The following is a 20,964-nucleotide window of genomic DNA, read 5'->3' as shown; positions in this document are numbered from 1 at the left end:
GGTTTAGAAAGTCCTCTTCCATTATGCACCATTTGAAAGCGCTTGACAAACCGAATCGGGAAAATGTTACGATTTGTCGTGGCTGTAACAGCGCTGGTGAAAAAGTAGCTTGGCCGCGGCTTGCGCTGCGAAATTCGGGGTGAGCTCGCTGTGGGCGCTGTTTTGAGCCAATCCGCAAAGTGCGCGGCTTGTCTCAAAATCAGGCCTTGGTCTAAGTGGCAAAGCCACTAAGACCAATTTCACGGCGATCTCACCCCGAATTTCTCCGCTCCAGCCGCTCAACGTTATAACAGTCGTTTGAGCACTCACGCCATCTTGCAAGCTATCATCAATCGATGAGGAGCCACGCAATTGACGACCGTGGTTAGTGACCACCAGATTTAAATTGGTGACACCAGTGCAGTTTGCTTGATGAATCGGACTAGTTCTCAATGATTAACTGAATTGGTTGGTTTCCAACCAGAATTGGTTTAAGCAAGTGAGATAAAGCTGTCGGCACTATCCGAAATGTACCCACTTACGTCCCCAAATTCGTTGATGTTGCAGTACCACCAAAAAAGTTGGCGCTCGTTTTGACCTCTCGCTTGCAAAAGCACTTCGTCAGATCCCCCACTTCGATTGCAGATAGGCTCAATTCTGCCTAGCAACCGCCTCAGGACGTGTGGCTCAGCGGTGAGATTATTCTTAGCGATTTATCGCTTAGAATAAGGCTCGATTTTGAGACAATCCGTGGGTTTCGGATTGGCTCAAAACGATGCCCACCGCGTTCCAGCCAAGACAAACGTCCTGAGGCGGTTGCGTCCCCACCAAAACCCACCACACCTGAATTAAGCGAAAAATCAAGAACGATGTCTAGGTTTCCGGAATCCGTTGATGTTGCCGTACCATCAAAAAGAGGGATTGTTTGACCTCAATCTCGCAAAAGCACTTCGTCGAATCCTTCGCCTTAATTGCAGATCGGCTCAATTCTGCCTAGCAACCGGCTGGGACTGCGCGGCTCTAACCAGAGTGCGAACCACCCCGGGTAGCTTCTGAGCATAGCCTAGTCAGGATTTTGGAGGCTGGGCTTTGCCTCCAGAAGCCTGACGTAGCTAAGCGGAAGAAGCTGGGGTGGCAAACACGTTTCAGTGGTGAAATTGTCCTTGGCGGCTTTGCCGCTTAGGACAAGGCTCGATTTGAAGACAAGCCGCGCACTTTGCGGATTGGCTTCAAACGATGCCCACCACGTTCGAAACAGAGTGCGAACCGACCCGGTCAGCTCCTGAGCATTAGCCTAGCAATTGTTTTGGAAGCCGCACTTTGCTTTCGGAACAATTGCGTAGCTAAGCGCAGGGAGCTGGGTCGGTGAGCACGTTTCCAGTCCGCAACAGCAGTCCCAGCCGGTTGCGCTCACGCGCAACACCCTACCACACCCGCAATCAAGCACAAGTACAAGAATAGCAACAAAATCAACAGGTGCTTTTCCCGGCAACTCAGGTTAAACTAAAACCGTACCCAAAACTGAAAGCAGGTGTATTCCCATGTCCAAACCCACAAGCGCATGTACGACGATTTTGGTCGGCAAACGGGCTTCGCGCGATGGCTCGACGATGATTGCCCGGAACAATGATGGTGGCGTCCTCAATCCGAAGAAATTTGTGCTGGTCCGTGCGGCGGACCAACCCTGTCACTATCAGGCGCCTTATAGTGACTTTAACCTCGATTTGCCACCTGACCCGCTGAGTTATACCAGCACACCAGCGGCGACCGATCCGGTGGGGATCGGTTCTGCGTCGGGCATCAATCGGAAGAATGTGGCCATGAGCGCCAGTGAAACCATCACCAACAATGGTGAGATTTTAGGCGTGGATCCCTTGGTGGCCAATGGTATTGGCGAGGAAGATCTGATTGCTACGGTGCTACCCTTCATTGATTCGGCCCGGGCCGGCGTCTTGCGGTTGGGCCAACTGGTGGAAACTTATGGCACCTGTGAAACCAACGGCATCGCTTTTGCCGACCAGGAGGAGATCTGGTATATGGAAACGATCGGCGGGCATCACTGGGCGGCGCGACGCCTACCTGACGATTGTTATGTGGTGGCGCCCAACCGCTTCAACTTGACCGAATTCGATTTCAGCGATCCGACGGTTTTATTTGCGGCGGGTTTACCTCAATTGATCAGCGACTATCATCTCAATCCCGATGTCGATACGGTCAACCTACGCCACATTTTCGGGACGGCGACGGTCAAGGACACGCATTATAACAATCCGCGGACTTGGTATGGGCAACGCTATTTCAACCCGGAGATTGTCCAGGATCCTTGTGACTTCGACTTGCCTTTCTGCCAGCGGCCGGCGCGTTTGATTGGGATCGAGGATCTGAAATTCGTCCTCAGTTCCCATTACCAAAACACCCCGTTCGACCCTTATGGTCCAGGAACCGAGGCTGACAAAATGCGTTTTCGCCCGATCGCCATGAGTCGCAATCAAGAAATGCACATTCTGCAACTCCGTCCGGACGTGGACACCAGCATCGCCGCGATTCACTGGGTCGCGTTTGGACCCAACACCTTCAATATGGTCGTGCCTTTTTACGCCCATTGTCAGGACACGCCTGCCAGTTATCGCGACACCGCCACCCACTACGCGCCGGATCAAGCTTTTTGGCTCAGCAATACTCTGGCGCTGCTGGGGGACGCCCATTACAACCTCTATTTAGACAGCGTCACCAATTTCGCCAGCGCGCTGTTGGCCGCTTGCCGCCAGTTGCAAGGCCAGGCTGACGCGCTGGCGCCCCGGCAAGCCGATCCGGCCCGTTATTTGACCAAGATCAACGCCGACTTGGCCCAGTGCTACCTGACCCACAGTTATCGGCTCATGGATCAGTTGTTGGCCCTGGGCAAGCCGCAAATGAAGATCCAGTTCATGATGAAGGATTGACCCCAGGTAAGCAGGTAACACAGCGTTATTCCCGTGAAAAAAGCACTCGTTCCAGACACAATTGCCAGCGGCAGCTGTATCTCGGAAGTGAGTGCTTTTTATCTTGCCAATCATTAATTAACTACGCAAATCCATATTATTGATGTTCTCATAAAAACGCGCGATTGCACTGTGGTCCTCAGTTTGGTGACCGTGCGCCTTCAATGACTGCATAATGTCCATCGCCAATGATGAAAACGGTGTGGCAACATTGATGTCGTGGGAAGTATCCAACACATTTTGCAGGTCCTTGATGTGTAACTCGATGCGGAAACCAGGATCCCAGTCACCAGCAAAGATCTTGTTGGATTTCTGATCCATGACAGTACTGCCTGCTAACCCCGTGCGAATTGCCTCATAAACAGCCTTCGGATCCACATCCGCTTTCTTAGCTAGGCTGTATGCCTCCGAAATCGCCGCGATATTGATGGCCACGATCATTTGGTTGGCCAATTTAGTAATATTACCTGCGCCGACTGCGCCAACTAAAGTAACTGATCCGGCCATCGTTAGCAGCAAATCTTTGTACTTATCAAAAACAGTTTGATCACCACCGACCATCACTGCGATCGTCCCATCAATTGCCTTTGGTTCGCCCCCTGAAACAGGTGCATCTAAGAAAGTGACATCTTGGGCTGTCAACTTCTCCGCAAATTCTTGACTTGCTTTCGGCGCGATCGAGCTCATATCAATGACTGTTTTGCCCGCGGTCAACCCAGCGGCGATCCCATTTTCAGCAAAAAGCGCGGCCTTGACATTCGGGGAATTGGGCAACATGGTGATGACCACCTCTGCCTGCTCGGCGACGGCCTTACCTGAAGGGCAGGCTTGGGCACCAGCTCCGGCTAATTCGTTCACACTTTCTTGATTGAAATCAAAGCAGAAAACCTCGTGACCTGCTTTTAAAACATTTTTCGCCATGGGTTTCCCCATGATTCCTAAACCAACAAATCCAACTTTCATTCTTGATCACCTTTCTTTGAGCCTAATTGAAATGCGCGGATCGCCGTTTCACCAGCGATGACCGTATTTACATGAACGTCATCCAGCGCTTGGGCTAAGGTCATTGGCCGCGGAATAATCGGCAAAACCAAATCAATCCCAGCACGATAGATTTCAGATAGATCGGTAGCGCGGCCGCCAACAATGGCCACTACCGGAACATGTTGCTGCTTGGCGCGCTGAGCGATCCCGATCGGCGCCTTGCCGTTGACCGATTGATTGTCGATCTTGCCTTCACCAGTGATCACCAATTGGGCTTGACCCACCAGCGCATCGAAATTCCAAAGATTTAGAATTTCCTGGATGCCTTGAACCATGGTCGCATTGGTGAAAGCTAATAGACCAGCGCCAAGGCCTCCGGCGGCACCTGAACCAGTGAGTTGGGCGACCTCGATTCCTAGGTCTCGCTCGATGATCCGACTATAATGCGCCAACCACTGATCAACCTGATCTAGTTTACTGAGCGGAATGCCTTTCTGAGCACCGTAAACAGCTGCGGCGCCGGCTTTACCCAGCAATAAATTGGTCACATCTGACAATACCTTGATCTGGGTCTTTTTAAGGCGCGGATCCAAATGAGTCATGTCGATATGGGCCAACGTTGGTAAGCCGGCAGCCCCTGGCGCAATCGGCTGTCCCGCCTGATCGAGCAGTTTCGCGCCCAGGGCCTGGGCCATCCCGGCGCCACCATCCGTGGTGGCACTACCGCCGATTCCTAAATAGATCTTGGTGGCACCCTGATCAAGCGCGTCAATGATCAGTTCACCGACGCCAAACGTGCTAGCGTTCAACGCATCGGTCTCGGTTTGATTGGTCAAGGCCAGCCCACTGGCTAAGGCCATCTCAATCACAGCGGTTTTCGGATCAAGGAGACAATAGTCAGCTTGGATCAGGTCGCCCAATGGCCCATGAACTTGGACCGGGACGAGTTTACCTTGGCTGACCGTCTGCAATGATTCCAGCGTTCCTTCACCGCCATCTGCAATGGGAAGAACGATTGTTTCCAAATCCGGATCTACCTGTAAAATTCCCTCAGCAAGCCAATTACCTAATTCTAAACTTGTTGCACTGCCTTTGAAGGAGTCCATCGCGATAATGATTTTATTCTTTTTCATTATTTCCTCCTCCTTCTTGGTGGTCATTTATCGAGAAATCCCGCCTTAGTTATTTCAGTTACCATTTTTTCGTAGGCTGGTCCAGTGGTTGCTTCCGTTGGTAGGACTGAATTGCCCACGTCCAATCCGAGTAAGTTGGCCATATCCTTGGTTGCGGCCGGGAAACTTGCGCCGTCTTGGGAAAGTCGAATCGGATTCAGCTTGAATTGTCGCGCCAACGCCGCGTCACGTTGACCAGCTTGATAATCATTATAAATACCTGCAACTAATTCAGGGAACATATTGGCTGTTGAGCAAACCGCGCCAGCTGCACCCACACACAGCGATGGATAAACAACGGTATCTTTGCCGGCGAAGACCTTGAAATCAAGATCCTGTTGACGCCGAATCAGCTCGCTAATGATCGTGATATCCCCGCTAGATTCCTTGATACCGACGATATTGTCCACATTGTGGGCCAAACGATCGATCACGTCCAAGCTCAGCGCATAGCCGGTCCGCCCCGGATTGTTATAAATTAGGATTTTCTGCGCGGGTACAGCGTCAGCAATGGCCTTGAAATGGTGATACAGTGCCTCATCTGTCGGGCGAATAAACATCGGTTGCAAGATTGAGATTCCTTCGATCGGAAGGTTCGCAACGCGTTTTGCTAGCCGAATCCCGTGCTTCGTCCGAATTGAACCAACCCCGAAGAAAACGGGGATCCGATTGTTGACCTGATCTAAAATGATCTCCAAGGCCGCGACCATTTCATCATCGTCAAACATATAAAATTCACTATTGCTCCCAAAGGCAAGAATACCATGAACACCGTGGGTAATCACGTGTTCCACAATGAACCTTAATTTCGCTTCATCGATATTTTCGTCTTGGTCGACCGGTGTCAACAAGGGTACGATGATTCCTTTAATTCTGCTTGTATCAAACTTCATGTTATCCTCTTTCCCGAACCAAGGCTGGTCGTTTGGCGTCAAATTTCCAATCCTTGATCAGATATTGCATGGCAATTGCGTCATTACGAACGCCTAAATTTTGGTCCAAATAAAGTTGATGGGCTTTCGCCAGCTTCTCCCGATCGATCGTGATTCCGAGTCCCACGGAATCCCGAGGAATCGTGATCATCCCATCCACGATTTGATGAGGTTGTTTCGTCAACCCCTGACCATCTTGCCAAATCCAATGCGTATCCGCAGCATTGATTTCTCCTGGTGCGGCCGCAACGGTTTGGGCAACCATTGCCAGTGAAATATCGAAATGGTTATTGGAGTGCACACCCCAAGTTAGGTCAAAGTCATGGCATAACTGCGCCACCCGGGCACTCCCAGACATCGTCCAAAAATGCGGATCGGCCAATGGAATCGAAACCGAGTCAAGCCGAATCGCGGCTTTCATTTCCCGCCAGTCCGTGGCAATCATATTTGTGGCTGTAGGCAACCCGGTCCGTCGGTGGAATTCAGCCATCACCTCACGCCCTGAGAAACGTCCCTCTGCGCCACAAGGATCCTCAACATAGGTTAGGATTCCTTGTTTATCGCCGCAAAGCGCGACAGCTTCTTCAAGTGACCAAGCACCGTTGGGATCTAGGGTGATCCGGGCGTCAGGAAAAGCTTCCTTCAGCAACAAGATCGCCTTCATCTCCTCTGCGCCAGATAAAACGCCACCCTTGAGCTTGAAGTCCTTGAACCCATAACGCTCATGAGCCGCCTGAGCCAATGCGAGGATCGCTTCTGGGGTCATCGCCGGTTGCCGACGCAAACGTCCCCAAGCATCGCTATTATCATCATTGGTTAAATAAGGCAGATCTGTTTTGTCCTGATCTTCAACGTAGAACAGATAACCCAAGAACGGAATCTTCTCCCGAACTTGGCCGTCACCGAGCAAGGCCGCCACCGGCAGTTGCAAGAATTGGCCCATTAGATCTAGCATCGGCGCCTCGATCGCGGTCATCACATGAACTGTCGTCCGCAAATCAAAAGTTTGATTCCCACGACCGCCTTGATCTAGACCTTGATATTTCTCCTTGATCTGAGCCAATACTTGCTTATAGTGACTGATCGGTTGGCCCTCCACCATTGGGATACACTCTGTCAAAATCCCGCGGATCTTCTCACCACCAGGAACTTCACCTAACCCGGTGTTACCTTGGTCATCTGACAAGACCACGATATTTCTAGTAAAATAAGGACCATGTGCACCGCTTAAATTCATCAACATGCTGTCATAACCAGCTACTGGGACAACTTCCATTTTTACAATTACGGGAACATTCATCACTTTACCTCCAACTCAAATTCATCCTTAAATCTTCTGATTTTTGGTGAAATAACCTACGAATTCGCTATCTATAGTATAATTAATTCATTCAACAATCTAAATGTTACGCCAACTTCATTTTAGTCGTTATTGGCGCCAACAATGTTATCCATAACAAGGACTCAGAATAGGAGCGACCATCATGGAACTTGATCCCCAAATCGCCAAGAAGATCGTGATCAGCTTGAAAGATGTGATCAATCACGATATCAACCTTTTCAACACTTCAGGGAAGGTCATCGCCTCGACTAACCCGGACCGGATCGGAACCATTCACCAAGGTGCCTACACGGCCGCCAAAACCCATCAGGCAATCACCATCGGCGCCAACTGTGCCTATCAAGGTTCCCGGCAAGGCACCAACGTTCCCGTGATGTTCAACGATTCCGTCGTTGCCGTCATTGGCATCACTGGTGATTCGGCCGAAGTGGCCCCCTATGGCAATATCATTCGCAAAATGACCGAGATCCTGATTCTTGAGAACACCTTACAACTCAATCGCTTCAACCGAACGGCGAATTACAGCGAACTTGCTGCTAACCTCGTCCAAATGAATCCCAACCTCGAAACAATCAAACATCTGGCAAACTTACTGAATACAGATCTCCAAATCGAACGCTTCCTGATTTGTGCTAAAATCCCGACCGGACCCCATCAAAATATCGATCTAGCTGTGCTGGGCTCACTCATTCAAGGCCAGATCCAACACCTCAAGCAAACTTTTTACGCCATCAATAATCAGCATGTCTACCTTTTCTGCGAGAAAATCGAACCTAAGCAAATCGAGATCCTGATTCAACGGCTCCAGCGCCTGATCCTCAGCTCGCTGAAAACCACCATGACGTTCGCGGTCAGTACCCCGAAAGCCGACTATCTTCAATATTGGGAAAGTGCTGAAGAATGTAACCTAGCCCTCGACTGGCTCCAATTCCGAAATACCACGACACCTGTCGAACAACGGCGCGCACTGATCTTCTTCTCTGAACTTGATGAAGGCTTGATCTACCTCAATACCGCTAGCAAGAATCAACAATTGTTTCTCAATAAAGTTTTGGGTAATCTAACTGAGATGGAGATCAGCAATTATCAGAAAATCTTCAATGCTTATTTGGAAGCCAACGGGAGCATTACCCATGGCGCCGAGCAATTATTCATTCATAAGAATACGTTTCAAAACAAACTCAATCAATTGGCTGAAATAACTGGCTATAATCCACGTCAATTAGCCGATTTCCCGATTCTGTATATGGCCTTTCTGTTTCATGACTTCGCCGGACAAGCGCGTCAAAACGCCTAACAAGATTGGCTGACCCTAGTGGTGTTCAAAAACAGGACGCTTAGAATCGAAGACCCAATCTTTCTCTAAATATTGGATCGCCAAAGTATCATCACGATCACGATAGCGTGCTGGCATGGTCTCATAAAGCTTGTTGGCTGCACTTAAGCGCTGGCGATCGATCTCAATGCCCAAGCCTGGTTTAGCGGGGATCTTGATCTTGCCATCTTGGATCTTAAGCGCGTTGCCACAGAGTTCTTGGCCATCTTGCCAGATATAATGAGTGTCGATCGCCGTGATCTGACCTGGCGCCGCCGCTGCCGTTTGGGCAAAAGCCGCTAGGGTAATATCGAAATGGTTATTGGAATGTGATCCCCAAGTCAGACCCCAATCATTGAGGATCTGCGCCATCCGAATACTGCCATTGAAGCCCCAGAAGTGCGGATCGGCCAACACAATATCCACCGCCCGCAAAGAGGCCGCATGATAGAATTGCTTCCAGTTTGTGGCAATCATGTTCGTAGCTACTGGACAATGGGTCTGATTTTTAAACCAGGAATGGATCTCGCGGCTGGAGAAGCCCGCCTCTGGTCCACAGGGATCTTCCATATAGGCCAAATATTTCTGATATTCTTTGCTTAGTTCGACGGCATCAGCCAGTGGCCAACACCCATTCGGATCCAAATTAATGTTAGCGTCAGGAAAGGCGGTTTTCAGCGCTTTAACGGTTTCCAGTTCCTGCCGTCCTGAGAAAACGCCGCCTTTAAGTTTGAAGTTTTTGAAGCCGTATCGCTTCTGCGCGGCCTGGGCTTGTTTCACGATTGCTGCAGGTGTCAGCATTTCCGTGCGTCTGATTTGCTCCCAGTCATCTTGACCATCCTCAATCAAGTAGGGTAAATCGGTCTTTCGGGGATCGCCGGTGTAAAACAGGTAACCTAGAAATTCAACTTCATCTCGCTGCATGCCTTCACCTAGAAGCGAAGCCATCGGTAAATCAACAAACTTTCCAACTAAATCAAGCAAGGCACATTCTACCGCAGCATCGGATTGCACCACAAACTTCAATTGACTGATATCCAATTTTTGGATACCTTCGCCGGAGTCCAGGCTACTTTTCTGATTGTGGCGCTTGAGATCACGAATGATTTCGCGATAGTCCGTGACGCGGCGACCAAGCACCAAATCACGATAACCTTCTAATTGACCACGGGTATGTTCGCCACCGTGGATTTCACCGATACCTTCCGCACCACTGTCATCCGTTAGAATGACAATATTGCGGGTAAAGTACGGCGCATGGGCCCCACTTAACGTTAAGAGCATGCTATCATATCCCGCGACGGGGATAACTTCCATTTTAACTATTTTCGGAATGACCACTTGCTTCGTTCCTCCTTATCTGATGCCCATATAGGCTAAAGCGACCGCGATAAACGAATTAAAGAATGGCATGATCGCGCCAAGAATGAATTCATGATAATAACCTTGCTTATGCGTCAAGTTGGTATGGTTCAGGCGGGTAATAACAGAACCATTATGTGGAAGTGAATCCAAGCCATAACAAGAAATATTAACGATTCGATGGATCACGTTAGGATCAATGCCCATCTTCAAGTAGGCCGGCGCCAATGTCTCCAGCGCAATCCCTTCACCACCAGAAGCCGATCCCGTAATGCCCGCGATCAAGTTCGTTGCCAGCGCGAGTTGGATCAACGGTGGTCCTGGAACCTTGTCAAGACCATTGATCAAGAACTGGAAGCCCGCAACCTCGGAGATAATACCGCCGAAACCAACAACTGCACAGACATTGATCACTGTGGTTGCCGTTTTCATGGCACCTTCGGAAATCAAGCCGTTCAAATTGGTGAACTTCTTATAATAAAGTGCTAAACAAGTTAGAACCCCTAACGTTAAGGCAACTTCCGGTTGGAGATTCAGGAAATTCATCGTAATGATCAGAACCAACGAAGGCATGATTGCCTTGATCACGGAACCATGCTGTTCTTGGACAACTTCTTTGCCTTTATTATTCTCATCGTACAGTGCGCCGGTTTCCATGAAACCTTCGCCGCGTTTTTCGGAGCGATGAAGTGCGTATTTGATATAAATGGCCCCTGTCAAAATACACCACAAAGCAATAATCGTCCCGATCCAAGGCGCTGCTGTTGGTTTTGTGCCCAGATAATCCATTGGGATCAAGTTCTGAATCGCCGGTGAGCCTGGCAAGATCGCTGTCCACATTGAGCCTCCATAAACCAAAACCGCAATCACCATATGCCATGGAATATCCAATTTCTTAAATAACTCGTAGCAGATCGGCGCCACCGTAAAGACAACCACGAACCCAGAAACACCACCAAAGGTCAAAACCGCCGTGATTGCGGATAAACCGATCAAGGTTGTAAATTTAGCATTCTTCTTACTCTTCATGGCCACGTTGGCGATCGCATAAGCAATATCTTGCGCCGCCCCGCAGGCTCCTAACATTTGACCCAAAATAATGGCAGGTAAAAAAATCAAAAAGTTCTTTTGCGCAAAGCCAGCAAAAGCTTTAGCATAAGGCCCAGTCAGTCCGGCCATCACATCTTCACGCGACATCAATAAGACCAAAGCACTGATCAATGGCCCGATCACCACCAGTGGCAAGCGCTTAAAAGAAAGCCAAATAAGTAAGCCAAGGCCAATAATGATCCCAATCAAACTCAGTAATCCAGCATCCATTCTTTTCATCCTCTCCTGTTCTCTGCGAAAGTGTTTCTAAGTAGCCCGCGTTGCTCCTGTGTTCACATATTCGCTCATTGATTCAAGAATAAAGGAACCACGGAACTAATGTAAGGGGATACAAGCTAGAGAAAGAGCCGAAAAAGCACGCTAAAAATGTTACGTGTAACATTCGACTTCCCGAAACCATTTGTGCACCGCTGTGTTTTCTTTATCGTTACTTGAATTCTCCCCAGACATCGTTCAACTATTCCCTGCGAAAAAAAGCCCCTCTTTATCGGTTAGGCCAACCGGTAAAGAGGGGCTTTTGCATGCTCCTAATTTTTGGAGGGAAATTTAGCGTAACTTGACATTTGGTTCAGCTGAAACGCCGCGAGCCCGCCTTAGGAGGTGGTCGGGGTTGAAATCACTTGGTTGCGGTTAGTTTGCAGATTGTCTTCTCATCAGTGACTGGTGTGGTCACTTGATCTGTTCGTGGAAAACCAGGACTTGATAAGGCGCTAATTCTTGCGTGCCAGCCGGATAGGTGCGGTTGCTGAGCACTTCGGTCAAGGGTTGGGTCAAATTGATGGTGTTGGCTGTCTCGCCGAAGTTCATCACAAAGAGGTAGCGTTGATTTTGGTCGCCACGGACTTGGATCGAGATGTCGGAGCTTGCTTTTGCCAGTGGATAAGTTGGGTGCAGGTCCAATTCCGTGGCTAATTGGTGATACAGCGCCGTCAAGCAGGCGGCATCGGTCCGTGCGGCAAGGTAATAGGCAGTGCCAGCGCCGTATTGATTCTTGGTAATGGCCGGCTGACCTGCATAGAAATCCGCCGTGTAGGTGGCCAAAACGCTGGCCGTCTGATTGGTGATCACTTCACAGTAATCTTGGGCTGGATAGGTCTGGTCACCGTAATGAACGCCGTTATGTTGGTGCGGATACAGGGTATCGACTTCGGTGGTTTGGACGCCATATAGTTCATGAAGGCGTTGAGGCTGATCACCTAGGTAGGCCAAGGTGCGCTCGTCGACCACGCCGCTCAAATAAGTACCGACCACGGTCCCACCTGCTTGGGTAAAGTCCGCCACTTTATCGATCCAAGCTTGATCCATCAAGAAGTGCATTGGGTCAAGTACCAGTTGATAAGGCGCTAGATCTGCTTGGGGACTGATCACATCAATGGGAATATCGTGACGCCAGAAATAGGCGTAATGTTGTTGTAGCGTTTGCCAATATTGCTTGGTGGTGTCGGCGTAGGCTTCACTATCGGCTAAAGCACACATGTTGTCATAGTCGAAAACCAGCGCGACTCGAGCGGGCACATGCGGTAATTGCCGGACTGGCGCCAATTGCTTCAAGTCGGCGCCTAACTGGCTGACCTCCTGGAAGGTCCGGGTCGCCGTGGAGCCATGGTGATCGACCACCGCCCCATGAAACATCTCCGAGGCGCCGCGTGATTGGCGCCACTGGAAGTACAGCATACTGTCTGAGCCGCTGGCGATATTTTGCAGGCCGGCGAGCCGATTGACGCCCGGGCGCTTGGGACGATTGAACGGGTGCCAATTGACCAAAGATGGTGAAGATTCCATGATCAAGAAATCTTGTTGTTTCAGGCTCCGATAATAATCATTGATCATCGCCACTTTCAGCCCCACATCAGCAGTTGACTCCTGGTCATTGCCCCAAGCGGGATAGGAATCCCAGCTGATCACGTCCAAATGCGTCGCAAACTTCTGATAATCCAACCCGTGAAAAGGCATCATCGCCGGTGTATCGGTCATAAAGTTCGTGGTGATCGGAATCTCCGGGGTCAATTCCCGCAGCGGTTGAATTTCATTTTCATAGAAAGCAATCGTCTGATCAGTCACGAACCGGCGCCAATCCAGATTGAGACCCTTCAGATTCGTGTCGCCGAGGGGTGAAGGTGAGTGGATCTGATCCCAAGCCGTCAAGGTATGAGCCCAAAACGGGGTCCACCAAGCTTCATTGACCGCCGCCAGGGTTTGATATTTCTGTTGGACCCATTGACGGAAGGCTGCCTGGCACAGGTCGCAGTGACATTCGCCGCCGAACTCATTGGAAATGTGCCAGAGCAATAAGCTCGGCCGCTGTCCGTAGCGTTCCGCCAACTTGTGATTGATCTGCTGGGTTTTCTCGCGGTAGCTAGGCGCCGTGAAGCAGTGATTATGCCGACCACCGAACAGTGCTGGCCGCCCATATTCATCGGTCCGGAGCACTTCAGGGTAGCGGTCTGCCAACCAGTGTGGTCGTGCGCCACTTGGGGTCGCCAGGATCACCCGCCCATTCATGGCCTCAACGCGATCGAAGACATCGTCAAGCCACCGGAAGTCATAATGGCCTTCCTCCGGCTCCAAGGCCGCCCAGGAGAAAACGCCGACCGTGACAGTGTTGACCCCAGCCTGGGGCATCATCGCGAAGTCTTGGTCAATGATTTGGGGATAGGCTTGCCATTGGTCGGGATTGTAATCCCCGCCATGTAAAAGATAGGGTAATTTTAAATGTGCTTTTGGAACCGTCATTAGCCTTTCGTCCCCCCTTCAGTTAATCCTGTGACGAAGTTCTTCTGTAACAAAATGAAGACGATCGCCACTGGAATACTGATCAAAATCGCACCGGCCGCAAAAGTGGTATAGCTGGCGCCCATTTTGTCAGAAATCAAATTATAAAGTCCGATCGGTAACGTGTACGCTTTCGGATCACGCAAGATCACAGACGACAAGGCGAAATCCCCTAGAGGACCGGTGAAGCCATTCATCGCCACGACCGCCAACATCGGTTTGGCCAGTGGCATCAAGATCTGTAAGAAGATGCGCGTATTGCTGGCCCCATCGATCAAGGCGCTTTCGTCCAAGGACCGCGGGATCGAATCCAGATATCCCTTCATGAGATACGTGTTCATCGGGATCTGCCCGCCGACATAAATCAAAATCAAGAGAAAATGGCTATTGACCAAATTCAACATCTGGGCCATGACGAACAAGGCGATTAAGGCGGAGAATTGCGGAATCATTTGGAGTAAGAGGAACAAGGTCAGCCCGTTTTTCCGGCCGACGAAACGGAAACGGGAAAAGGCGTAAGCCGTCAGCGACACGAGAATCACCGACAACACCATCGTAAACAAGCTGATTTTCAAGGAATTCAGGAACCATTGGAAGTAATAGAAAGTCCCACTGGTTTTCGTCAGTGCCTGATAATGGGCCAAGGTCGGATTCTTCGGGATCAAGGTGGTGCTGACCAGGCTATTGCCGCGGTTGAAGCTGGCCCCGATCGTCCAAGCTAAGGGATAGAAGATACTCAGGGAGACTAGTCCCAGCAATAAATAAGTGAAACCTAAACGGGTATGTTTTCTTCTTTTGATACTGTGCATGACTAGCCCTCCTTAAACGAATTGGTCCGCCGGAATTGGATCAAGGCGATCAGAATAACGAAGAATGACAAGAGAATCGTCAACGCCGCCGCCAGCGCGTATTGACTGGATTGCATCGTCAATTTGTAGATCCAAGAAACCAGAATATCGGTCCCGCCTGCCGTGGAATTGGCCACAGCCGGTCCCCCGTTATTGAACAGGTAAATGATATTGAAGTTGTTGAAGTTGAACGTGTACTGAGTGATGATGATCGGCGCCATTTGCGTCAGAATAAACGGTAACGTAATGTTGCGGAATTTCTCCCACGCGGTCGCCCCATCCATCAACGCCGCTTCGTAGAGATCCTCGGGAATCGATTGGAGCACCCCGGTCGTGACCACGAAGATATAAGGGAACCCTAACCAACTTTGAATGAACAACAAGGCAACCTTGGTCCAATTGGCATCGGTCATCCACGGAATCGCCTTGATCCCCAATGAATGTAACAAGACATTGTTGATCGCGCCGAAACTATCATTGAACATCCCAGCGAAAATCAAAATGGTGACAAAGCCAGGCACTGCCCAAGGTAACACCAACACTGTGCGCCAGAATTTCTTGAACTTGAGGTCTTTTTGATGGACGACGATTGCCAGAAAGATACCAATGGCGATCGACAAGGTCGAAGCCACCAAGGTCCAGATCACGGTCCAGCCTAAAACATCAAAGAACGTTGACCGCCAAATATCCACGGTGAAAATCTGTTTAAAGGTGTTGAAGCCGACCCAATCCGCTAAATGCGCTGGGGCCGTATGATACAAGTTGTAGTTGGTAAACGCCAAGGCGAAACTGAACAAAATCGGGAAAATCACCGTAAAGATCAGTAATAAAACGCCAGGACTCACTAACAAATAAGGATAACTATTCTCGGTCATATCCTTGAAACTTCGCACAAAGCCAGCTGGTTTCAGACCGTTGTCCACGGCCTCACCATTCTTATAGGCGTCGCGGAGATTCAAATAGTAGAACAACAACCCGATCCCCAGAACCAAGACCGCGATCAACCCTTCTGCCAATAGGAAAATCGAATTATCCCGCGGAACCTCGGTGCCTAACGTGAACAGACCCCAGAAGCCCATATTGAACAGATTGGCGAACCCGCCGACGTAGAGAATCGCGATGAGCAGGAAGAAACAGCCTTTAAGAATTTGACGGTTGAAGAATTGGCCCACCCCGGGAATGATCGAGAGAATCGTGGCCAGGGTTGCATGAGAGAGGCCTTTCTTTTCAGCTTGTGGCATTTGATAACCTTCTTTCGTAATGGATCACTGTGTCAAGAATCGAAAAGTGGGTCACGCCCCGTGACGCGTCCAACTGATGTCCTTCCAGTTCACGCCACAGTTCACGCCCACTTGTTCGAAAATAACTACTTGTTATCCGCCGCTTTGATGGCGCTGTTGATTTGAGAAACCGCGCTATCTAGCGCTTTCTTCGCGGTTGATTTACCGGTATCGACGACTTGTAACGCATTGTTTGCTGGCGTCCAAACTTGATCCATCTCGGTAATATTTGGTGTTAATTCCGCGTGTTGTGACTGCAAAGCCACGGCAGACGCGTTAACATCCTTCTTGACCAGATCACTTTCAGCCAAACTCTTGACCGCGGGAACTTCGCTGGTCTTCTGGTAACGAACTTTCGAATTCTTAGCATTGGTCAGATATTTAACGAATTTCTCCGCTAAATCGGCATTCTTCGAGTAAGAGCTGACATTATAACTCTTGACCCCAATGAAGGAACCCATATGCTTGCCATTTTCCAATTCAGGTAATTCAACGACCCCGTAATCAATGCCGGCCTTCTTATAAGGCTCAAAGTTCCAAGGACCGGAGATGACAGCGGCTGCCTTGCCTTCAGTGAACAGGGAATCCAAAACGTTGATCCCTTTGTCGCCAATGATACCTTTCGGGAACAACCCTTCTTTGTAGAATTTGCTAACATAATTAGCCGCATCAACTGAACCGCTGTTGTTCAAGCCAATATCCTTGGCATCAAAGTTGCCTTTAGAATCCTTGCCGAAGATATATCCGCCATAACCACTGAAAACACCTTGCGCGTAGTAGATCTGATCCCATAAGGCCAACAAGCCATACTTACCTTTTGCTCGTTGTTCTTTAGAGAAGGTATACCATTCTTCCGTTGTTTTAGGCAGATCAGCCTCGGAAACAAGCTTCTTGTTATAGTAGAGAATGGTGGTTTCCACTGCCTTTGGTAGGCCGTAGACTTTACCTTTGACGATTTGGGACTCCATTGCGGAATCAGTGTACAGTTTCTGGGTCGCTTTAGAAACGGTCAGCGGCTTCAATAAGCCTTCTGTGACCGCGGTCCCGATTTGATCACCAGGGATCGTGATGACATCTGGACCAGTGCCCGCTGGTCCATCAAGCCGAAGCTTCTCTAATTGTCCGGCGTATTCTTTCTCAACGATTTTGACTTTGACATTGTTCTCCTTACCAAAGGCTGCCGCAGCCGCTTTGATCCCGGAACCCTTATCTTTATCTTCCCAAACTAATAAGGTCGAGCTTTTCTTTGAGCTGCTGCTTGACGCACCGTCGCTGGAACTGGACGGGCCACACCCGGCGACAGTCATGAAAACCCCTGCCGTTGCTGCTAACGTTAGCGCTTTGATCCAATGCTTTTTCATATCGTGTTTCCACCCTTCAAAAAAACCTGTAATCGTTTACAAGATTCATCATACGCCCGATTTTTGAATTTGTAAACAGCTTTATTAATTAAATTACTAAATTATACTAAACAATATTTACTTCTGTTTACTACGGCTTTACAACGTGATATACTTATTTTGACGAAATATTTACTAAAACCAAGGAGGGACGCCCATGGTCACTATTCGCGAAATCGCCCGTAAATCAGGTTTTTCCGCCGCGACCGTTTCACGCCTGCTGAACCACGACCCAACCTTCTCCATCGCGGAGGATACTAAACAACATATTCTAGAAGTGGCCCATGAACTGGGCTACGACCGCAAGGAGATCACGCCACCGCAACGTAATATCGCGGTCTTCTTCGCGATCACCCCCAAGGAAGAGCTGGAAGATATTTACTTCAATAACTTACGCCAAAACATCCAAGAAAATGCCCATAAACAAAATATGACCGTGACTTTCTATCATGATCCAGCCGCGATCGACCAAATTGCCACGGACGAAGCGACCGACGGCTTCATCGCCGTGGGCAGCTTCCCCACAGCGATTTTGCAGCAGCTACAAGCCTTCTCTAGTAATGGGGTGTTTATCGACACCAATCCACTGCCAGAATCATTCAATTCAGTCCAACCCGATTTAACTTACATCGTCAAACATGCCATCGATGTGTTTCGCGAGCGTGGGTGGGAGCGCATCGGCTTCATTGGTGGACGTAGTTTCGACCCGGACACGCACCAAGCTGGGCTTGATGAACGGGAGCGCGTATTCCGCAGCTATATGCAAGAGTTGGGGCTGCTGGATGAGCGCTATATCTTCTCTGCGGGGCATTTTGCGGTAGGTACCGGCTATCAGCTGGGCCAGCAAGTCGCCACTAATTTGGCCGACCAACTCCCTGACGGCTTCTTCGTCGCCTCGGATCCGATCGCCGTTGGTGTTTTGCAGGCGTTCAACGAAACCGGGATCATTGTGCCTAAGGACACCAGCATTATTAGTGTCAACGATATTGATGTGGCCAAATATGTCTCACCGCCACTGACCACTTTCCACATTGACATTCCTGAGCTCAGTCGGTTGGCGATCAACTTGTTGAAGGACGATTTGACCAGCACGAGCACGACCAAACGGCGGATCTTGGTCAATGCCAAGATGGTTGTCCGCAAGAGCTTCCTGCCTAATGAACTTGACGGGGCTGAGCCGCGATAGCTTGGTGAATGCTGCACTTGGCAGATAAAAGTAGGTTACCCGCAGCTTGCGCTGCGAAATTCGGGGTGAGCTCGCTGTGGGCGCTGTTTTGAGCCAATCCGCAAAGTACGCGGCTTGTCTCAAAATCAGGCCTTGGTCTAAGTGGCAGAGCCACTAAGACCAATTTCACGGCGATCTCACCCCGAATTTCTCCGCTCCAGCCGCTCAACGTTATAACAGCCGTTTGAGCACTCCCGCCGACGGACAAGCTATGGTCAATGGATGAGGAGCCACGCCATTGACGACCATGTCTGGTGGTCATCAGCTTTGAATTGGTGACACCAGTACAGTCTGTCTGATGAACTAAGGCAAGCTCTTGTTGAATCAACTGAAACGGTCAGTTTTCAACCCAAACCCGCTTAGGTAAGTGAGATAAAGTTGGTGGCACTATCCGAAGTGTATCGACCTACTAATCCAAATCTGTTGATGTTGCCATACCACCTCAAAAGCGGGCCATCGTTTTGATCGCTAGCTCGCAAAACCACTTCGTCAGATACCCAACTTCAATTGCAGATAGGCGCAATTCTGCCTAGTAACCGCCTCAGGACGTGTGGCTCTAACTAGAGTGAGAGCCGACCTGGGCAGCTTCTGAGCATTAGCCTAGCAACTATTTTGGAGGCTGGTCTGTGCCTCCGGAATAGTTGCGTAGCTAAGCGCAAGAAGCTAGGTCGGCGAACATGTTTCAGCGGTGAGATTATTCTTAGCGATTTATCGCTTAGAATAAGGCTCGATTTGAAGACAAGACGCGCACTTTGCGGATTGGCTTCAAACAGTCTAAGGTTTATGGTGAATCATGATTCGACGGAATCGTGATTCACCATTTTTCATTTTTCTGGTAAAGTGGTGTCGAGGTTGACATGCCGTAGCATCGTTTGGCGCTTTGACGTCGTACTTCAAACTGGCAACTTCGCAGATTCACCAAGGAACTCGCTCGAAGACTGTGGGCGCTTGACGCCGTGTATTGAAAATTGAGATGAGTGAATCGGTGAAGCAACTTCAATTAGGTGGTGTTCAGAATGGAATGTATTTTTGGTATCGATGTCAGCAAAGCAACAACTAACGTAGCAATATTAGTAGACGAAACATTTATCAAGGAGTTCAAAATCACGAATGATAATCCAGGCTATCAGACGCTTGAGGACGCTCTGAATGGCTTCAAAACGCCCCAAATCATCTTTGAATCAACAGGAATCTACTCCCGAAGCCTACGGGCTTACCTTCAGCGAAACAATTGGCTGTATACGGAAATTAACCCGCTCAAAGCGAAGATAGATATGGCGAGTTTCCGGCACGATAAGACGGACGTGCTCGATGCGCGCGGTCTAGCCTTGGCTATGAGAGAACATCATTACAAACCGACCTATCAGCAGGATCCGGTGTACAGCGAGCTACACGATTTAGAGCGAACATATCAGGACTACAATGATGACATCATTCGAGCCAAGAACCGCCTGCATAAGGCGTTACAGCTCACCTTCCCGGAATTAGAACATGTCCTCAGCAATACGGACGGCGGCTTATACTGGCACCTAGTCCAACTGTTTCCTCACCCAGAGTTAGTACTCAAGTTTGAAGTGACCGCTCTAGCCGATCAAATATTGGGCGCGACACCAAAAAATATGGGCGCGAAGCGCGCACTAAGAATCGCAGACAAGCTGTTAAGTCTCGCAAAACTCTGTGCTTCTTCAACATCAGTAACTAGCCATGCGGTACGTGCTACAGTGTATTATGCCGCAGAAGTTGAGCGCCTTGACGGCCTAAAGAAGGACATCATTGCGGAAATGCAAGTAGTTGCCGGAGATCTAGAGGAAGTCAAATATCTCCTCTCATTTCCAGGAATCGGAATCAAAACTGTTATGTGTCTGCTTGGTGAACTGGGTGATTTACGCCGCTTTCATAGTTCTAATGCCGTGAATCGCTACGTCGGTATTGACCTCATCCGGTATGAGTCTGGTGACCACAAGACGAAGAGTGGTATCAGCAAACGAGGCAATGCATACGCACGCAAAATCTTGTATCGTGCAATCTTGAATATCGTCAGTGCGGCACGATATCAGCCATCAAATATCAGCGTCTACTACCAAAATAAAAAGCAATCATCTACGACCAAACGGACGAAGATGATCACCATTGCGGCAGTTGGGCGCCTCATCAGGACCCTCTACCATCTAGTTATAAACAATGAGTACTTCGACCCGAAAATGTCCCTTGCCGGACAGTAAAGCTGAAGCTCATTTAAGACTATTATAACACCTCACAAAT

The 20,964-nt window shown here is 49.4% G+C and carries 17 protein-coding genes; 5 read left to right on the top strand and 12 right to left on the bottom strand.

Annotated features, from left to right (window positions below):
• Positions 1-66: 66 nt before the first annotated feature.
• A complete protein-coding gene (locus tag ACYVSB_RS11120; RefSeq protein WP_461219420.1) occupies positions 67-432 on the bottom strand; it encodes a hypothetical protein in 366 nt (121 codons plus the stop codon).
• Between the two features lie 698 nt (positions 433-1,130).
• Between ACYVSB_RS11120 and ACYVSB_RS11115 the strand changes: the two genes are divergently transcribed.
• Positions 1,131-1,265: a hypothetical protein gene (locus ACYVSB_RS11115; RefSeq protein ID WP_461219419.1), complete on the top strand. Its 135-nt coding sequence runs from the start codon at positions 1,131-1,133 to the stop codon at positions 1,263-1,265.
• A gap of 255 nt (positions 1,266-1,520) precedes the next feature.
• The gene (locus tag ACYVSB_RS11110; protein WP_461219418.1) at positions 1,521-2,921 is read left to right on the top strand and encodes a C69 family dipeptidase; all 1,401 of its coding nucleotides are present in this window, start codon (positions 1,521-1,523) and stop codon (positions 2,919-2,921) included.
• Positions 2,922-3,038: 117 nt separating this feature from the next.
• On the opposite strand, the gene garR is transcribed toward ACYVSB_RS11110, so the two are convergent.
• The 4 genes from garR to ACYVSB_RS11090 are packed head-to-tail and all read right to left on the bottom strand — an operon-like array spanning position 3,039 to position 7,348.
• Positions 3,039-3,923: a 2-hydroxy-3-oxopropionate reductase gene (garR, locus tag ACYVSB_RS11105; protein WP_461219417.1), complete on the bottom strand. Its 885-nt coding sequence runs from the start codon at positions 3,921-3,923 to the stop codon at positions 3,039-3,041.
• The gene (locus ACYVSB_RS11100; protein WP_461219416.1) at positions 3,920-5,077 is read right to left on the bottom strand and encodes a glycerate kinase; all 1,158 of its coding nucleotides are present in this window, start codon (positions 5,075-5,077) and stop codon (positions 3,920-3,922) included. Before ACYVSB_RS11100 ends, garR begins: the two co-directional genes overlap by 4 nt.
• A 23-nt stretch (positions 5,078-5,100) precedes the next feature.
• A complete protein-coding gene (locus ACYVSB_RS11095) occupies positions 5,101-6,009 on the bottom strand; it encodes a dihydrodipicolinate synthase family protein (RefSeq protein WP_461219415.1) in 909 nt (302 codons plus the stop codon).
• A 1-nt stretch (position 6,010) separates the two neighbouring features.
• A complete protein-coding gene (locus ACYVSB_RS11090) occupies positions 6,011-7,348 on the bottom strand; it encodes an enolase C-terminal domain-like protein (RefSeq protein ID WP_461219414.1) in 1,338 nt (445 codons plus the stop codon).
• 184 nt (positions 7,349-7,532) lie between these two features.
• On the opposite strand from ACYVSB_RS11090, the gene ACYVSB_RS11085 reads away from it, so the two are divergent.
• Positions 7,533-8,687 carry a CdaR family transcriptional regulator gene (locus ACYVSB_RS11085; RefSeq protein WP_461219413.1) on the top strand — a complete coding sequence of 385 codons (1,155 nt, stop codon included), beginning with the start codon at positions 7,533-7,535 and terminating at the stop codon, positions 8,685-8,687.
• A 15-nt stretch (positions 8,688-8,702) separates the two neighbouring features.
• On the opposite strand, the gene ACYVSB_RS11080 is transcribed toward ACYVSB_RS11085, so the two are convergent.
• The 6 genes from ACYVSB_RS11080 to ACYVSB_RS11055 all read right to left on the bottom strand — a co-directional run bounded on the left by ACYVSB_RS11080 (position 8,703) and on the right by ACYVSB_RS11055 (position 17,438).
• Positions 8,703-10,022: an enolase C-terminal domain-like protein gene (locus ACYVSB_RS11080; protein WP_461219459.1), complete on the bottom strand. Its 1,320-nt coding sequence runs from the start codon at positions 10,020-10,022 to the stop codon at positions 8,703-8,705.
• A 39-nt stretch (positions 10,023-10,061) separates the two neighbouring features.
• Positions 10,062-11,387 (bottom strand): GntP family permease, encoded by a 1,326-nt coding sequence (locus ACYVSB_RS11075; RefSeq protein WP_461219412.1) that lies wholly within the window; start codon positions 11,385-11,387, stop codon positions 10,062-10,064.
• Between the two features lie 459 nt (positions 11,388-11,846).
• A complete protein-coding gene (locus tag ACYVSB_RS11070; RefSeq protein ID WP_461219411.1) occupies positions 11,847-13,910 on the bottom strand; it encodes a beta-galactosidase in 2,064 nt (687 codons plus the stop codon).
• Positions 13,910-14,758 carry a sugar ABC transporter permease gene (locus ACYVSB_RS11065; protein WP_125600466.1) on the bottom strand — a complete coding sequence of 283 codons (849 nt, stop codon included), beginning with the start codon at positions 14,756-14,758 and terminating at the stop codon, positions 13,910-13,912. Before ACYVSB_RS11065 ends, ACYVSB_RS11070 begins: the two co-directional genes overlap by 1 nt.
• A gap of 2 nt (positions 14,759-14,760) precedes the next feature.
• Positions 14,761-16,038 carry an ABC transporter permease subunit gene (locus tag ACYVSB_RS11060; RefSeq protein WP_461219410.1) on the bottom strand — a complete coding sequence of 426 codons (1,278 nt, stop codon included), beginning with the start codon at positions 16,036-16,038 and terminating at the stop codon, positions 14,761-14,763.
• A gap of 125 nt (positions 16,039-16,163) precedes the next feature.
• The gene (locus tag ACYVSB_RS11055; protein ID WP_461219409.1) at positions 16,164-17,438 is read right to left on the bottom strand and encodes an extracellular solute-binding protein; all 1,275 of its coding nucleotides are present in this window, start codon (positions 17,436-17,438) and stop codon (positions 16,164-16,166) included.
• Between the two features lie 196 nt (positions 17,439-17,634).
• Here ACYVSB_RS11055 and ACYVSB_RS11050 point away from each other — a divergent pair, with 196 nt between their 5' ends.
• Entirely contained in the window at positions 17,635-18,663 is a 1,029-nt protein-coding gene (locus ACYVSB_RS11050; RefSeq protein ID WP_461219408.1) for a LacI family DNA-binding transcriptional regulator, read from the top strand.
• Here ACYVSB_RS11050 and ACYVSB_RS11045 read toward each other — a convergent pair.
• A complete protein-coding gene (locus tag ACYVSB_RS11045; RefSeq protein WP_461219407.1) occupies positions 18,632-19,030 on the bottom strand; it encodes a hypothetical protein in 399 nt (132 codons plus the stop codon). The genes ACYVSB_RS11050 and ACYVSB_RS11045 overlap by 32 nt on opposite strands.
• A 688-nt stretch (positions 19,031-19,718) precedes the next feature.
• Here ACYVSB_RS11045 and ACYVSB_RS11040 point away from each other — a divergent pair.
• Positions 19,719-20,924, top strand: coding sequence for an IS110 family RNA-guided transposase (locus ACYVSB_RS11040; RefSeq protein ID WP_461219406.1), 1,206 nt, complete (start codon positions 19,719-19,721; stop codon positions 20,922-20,924).
• Positions 20,925-20,964 lie beyond the last annotated feature (40 nt).

It is taken from the genome of Lapidilactobacillus salsurivasis (assembly GCF_054785215.1).
The sequence above is the reverse complement of the archived record's forward strand: the minus strand, read 5'-3'. Positions and strand labels throughout refer to the sequence as shown.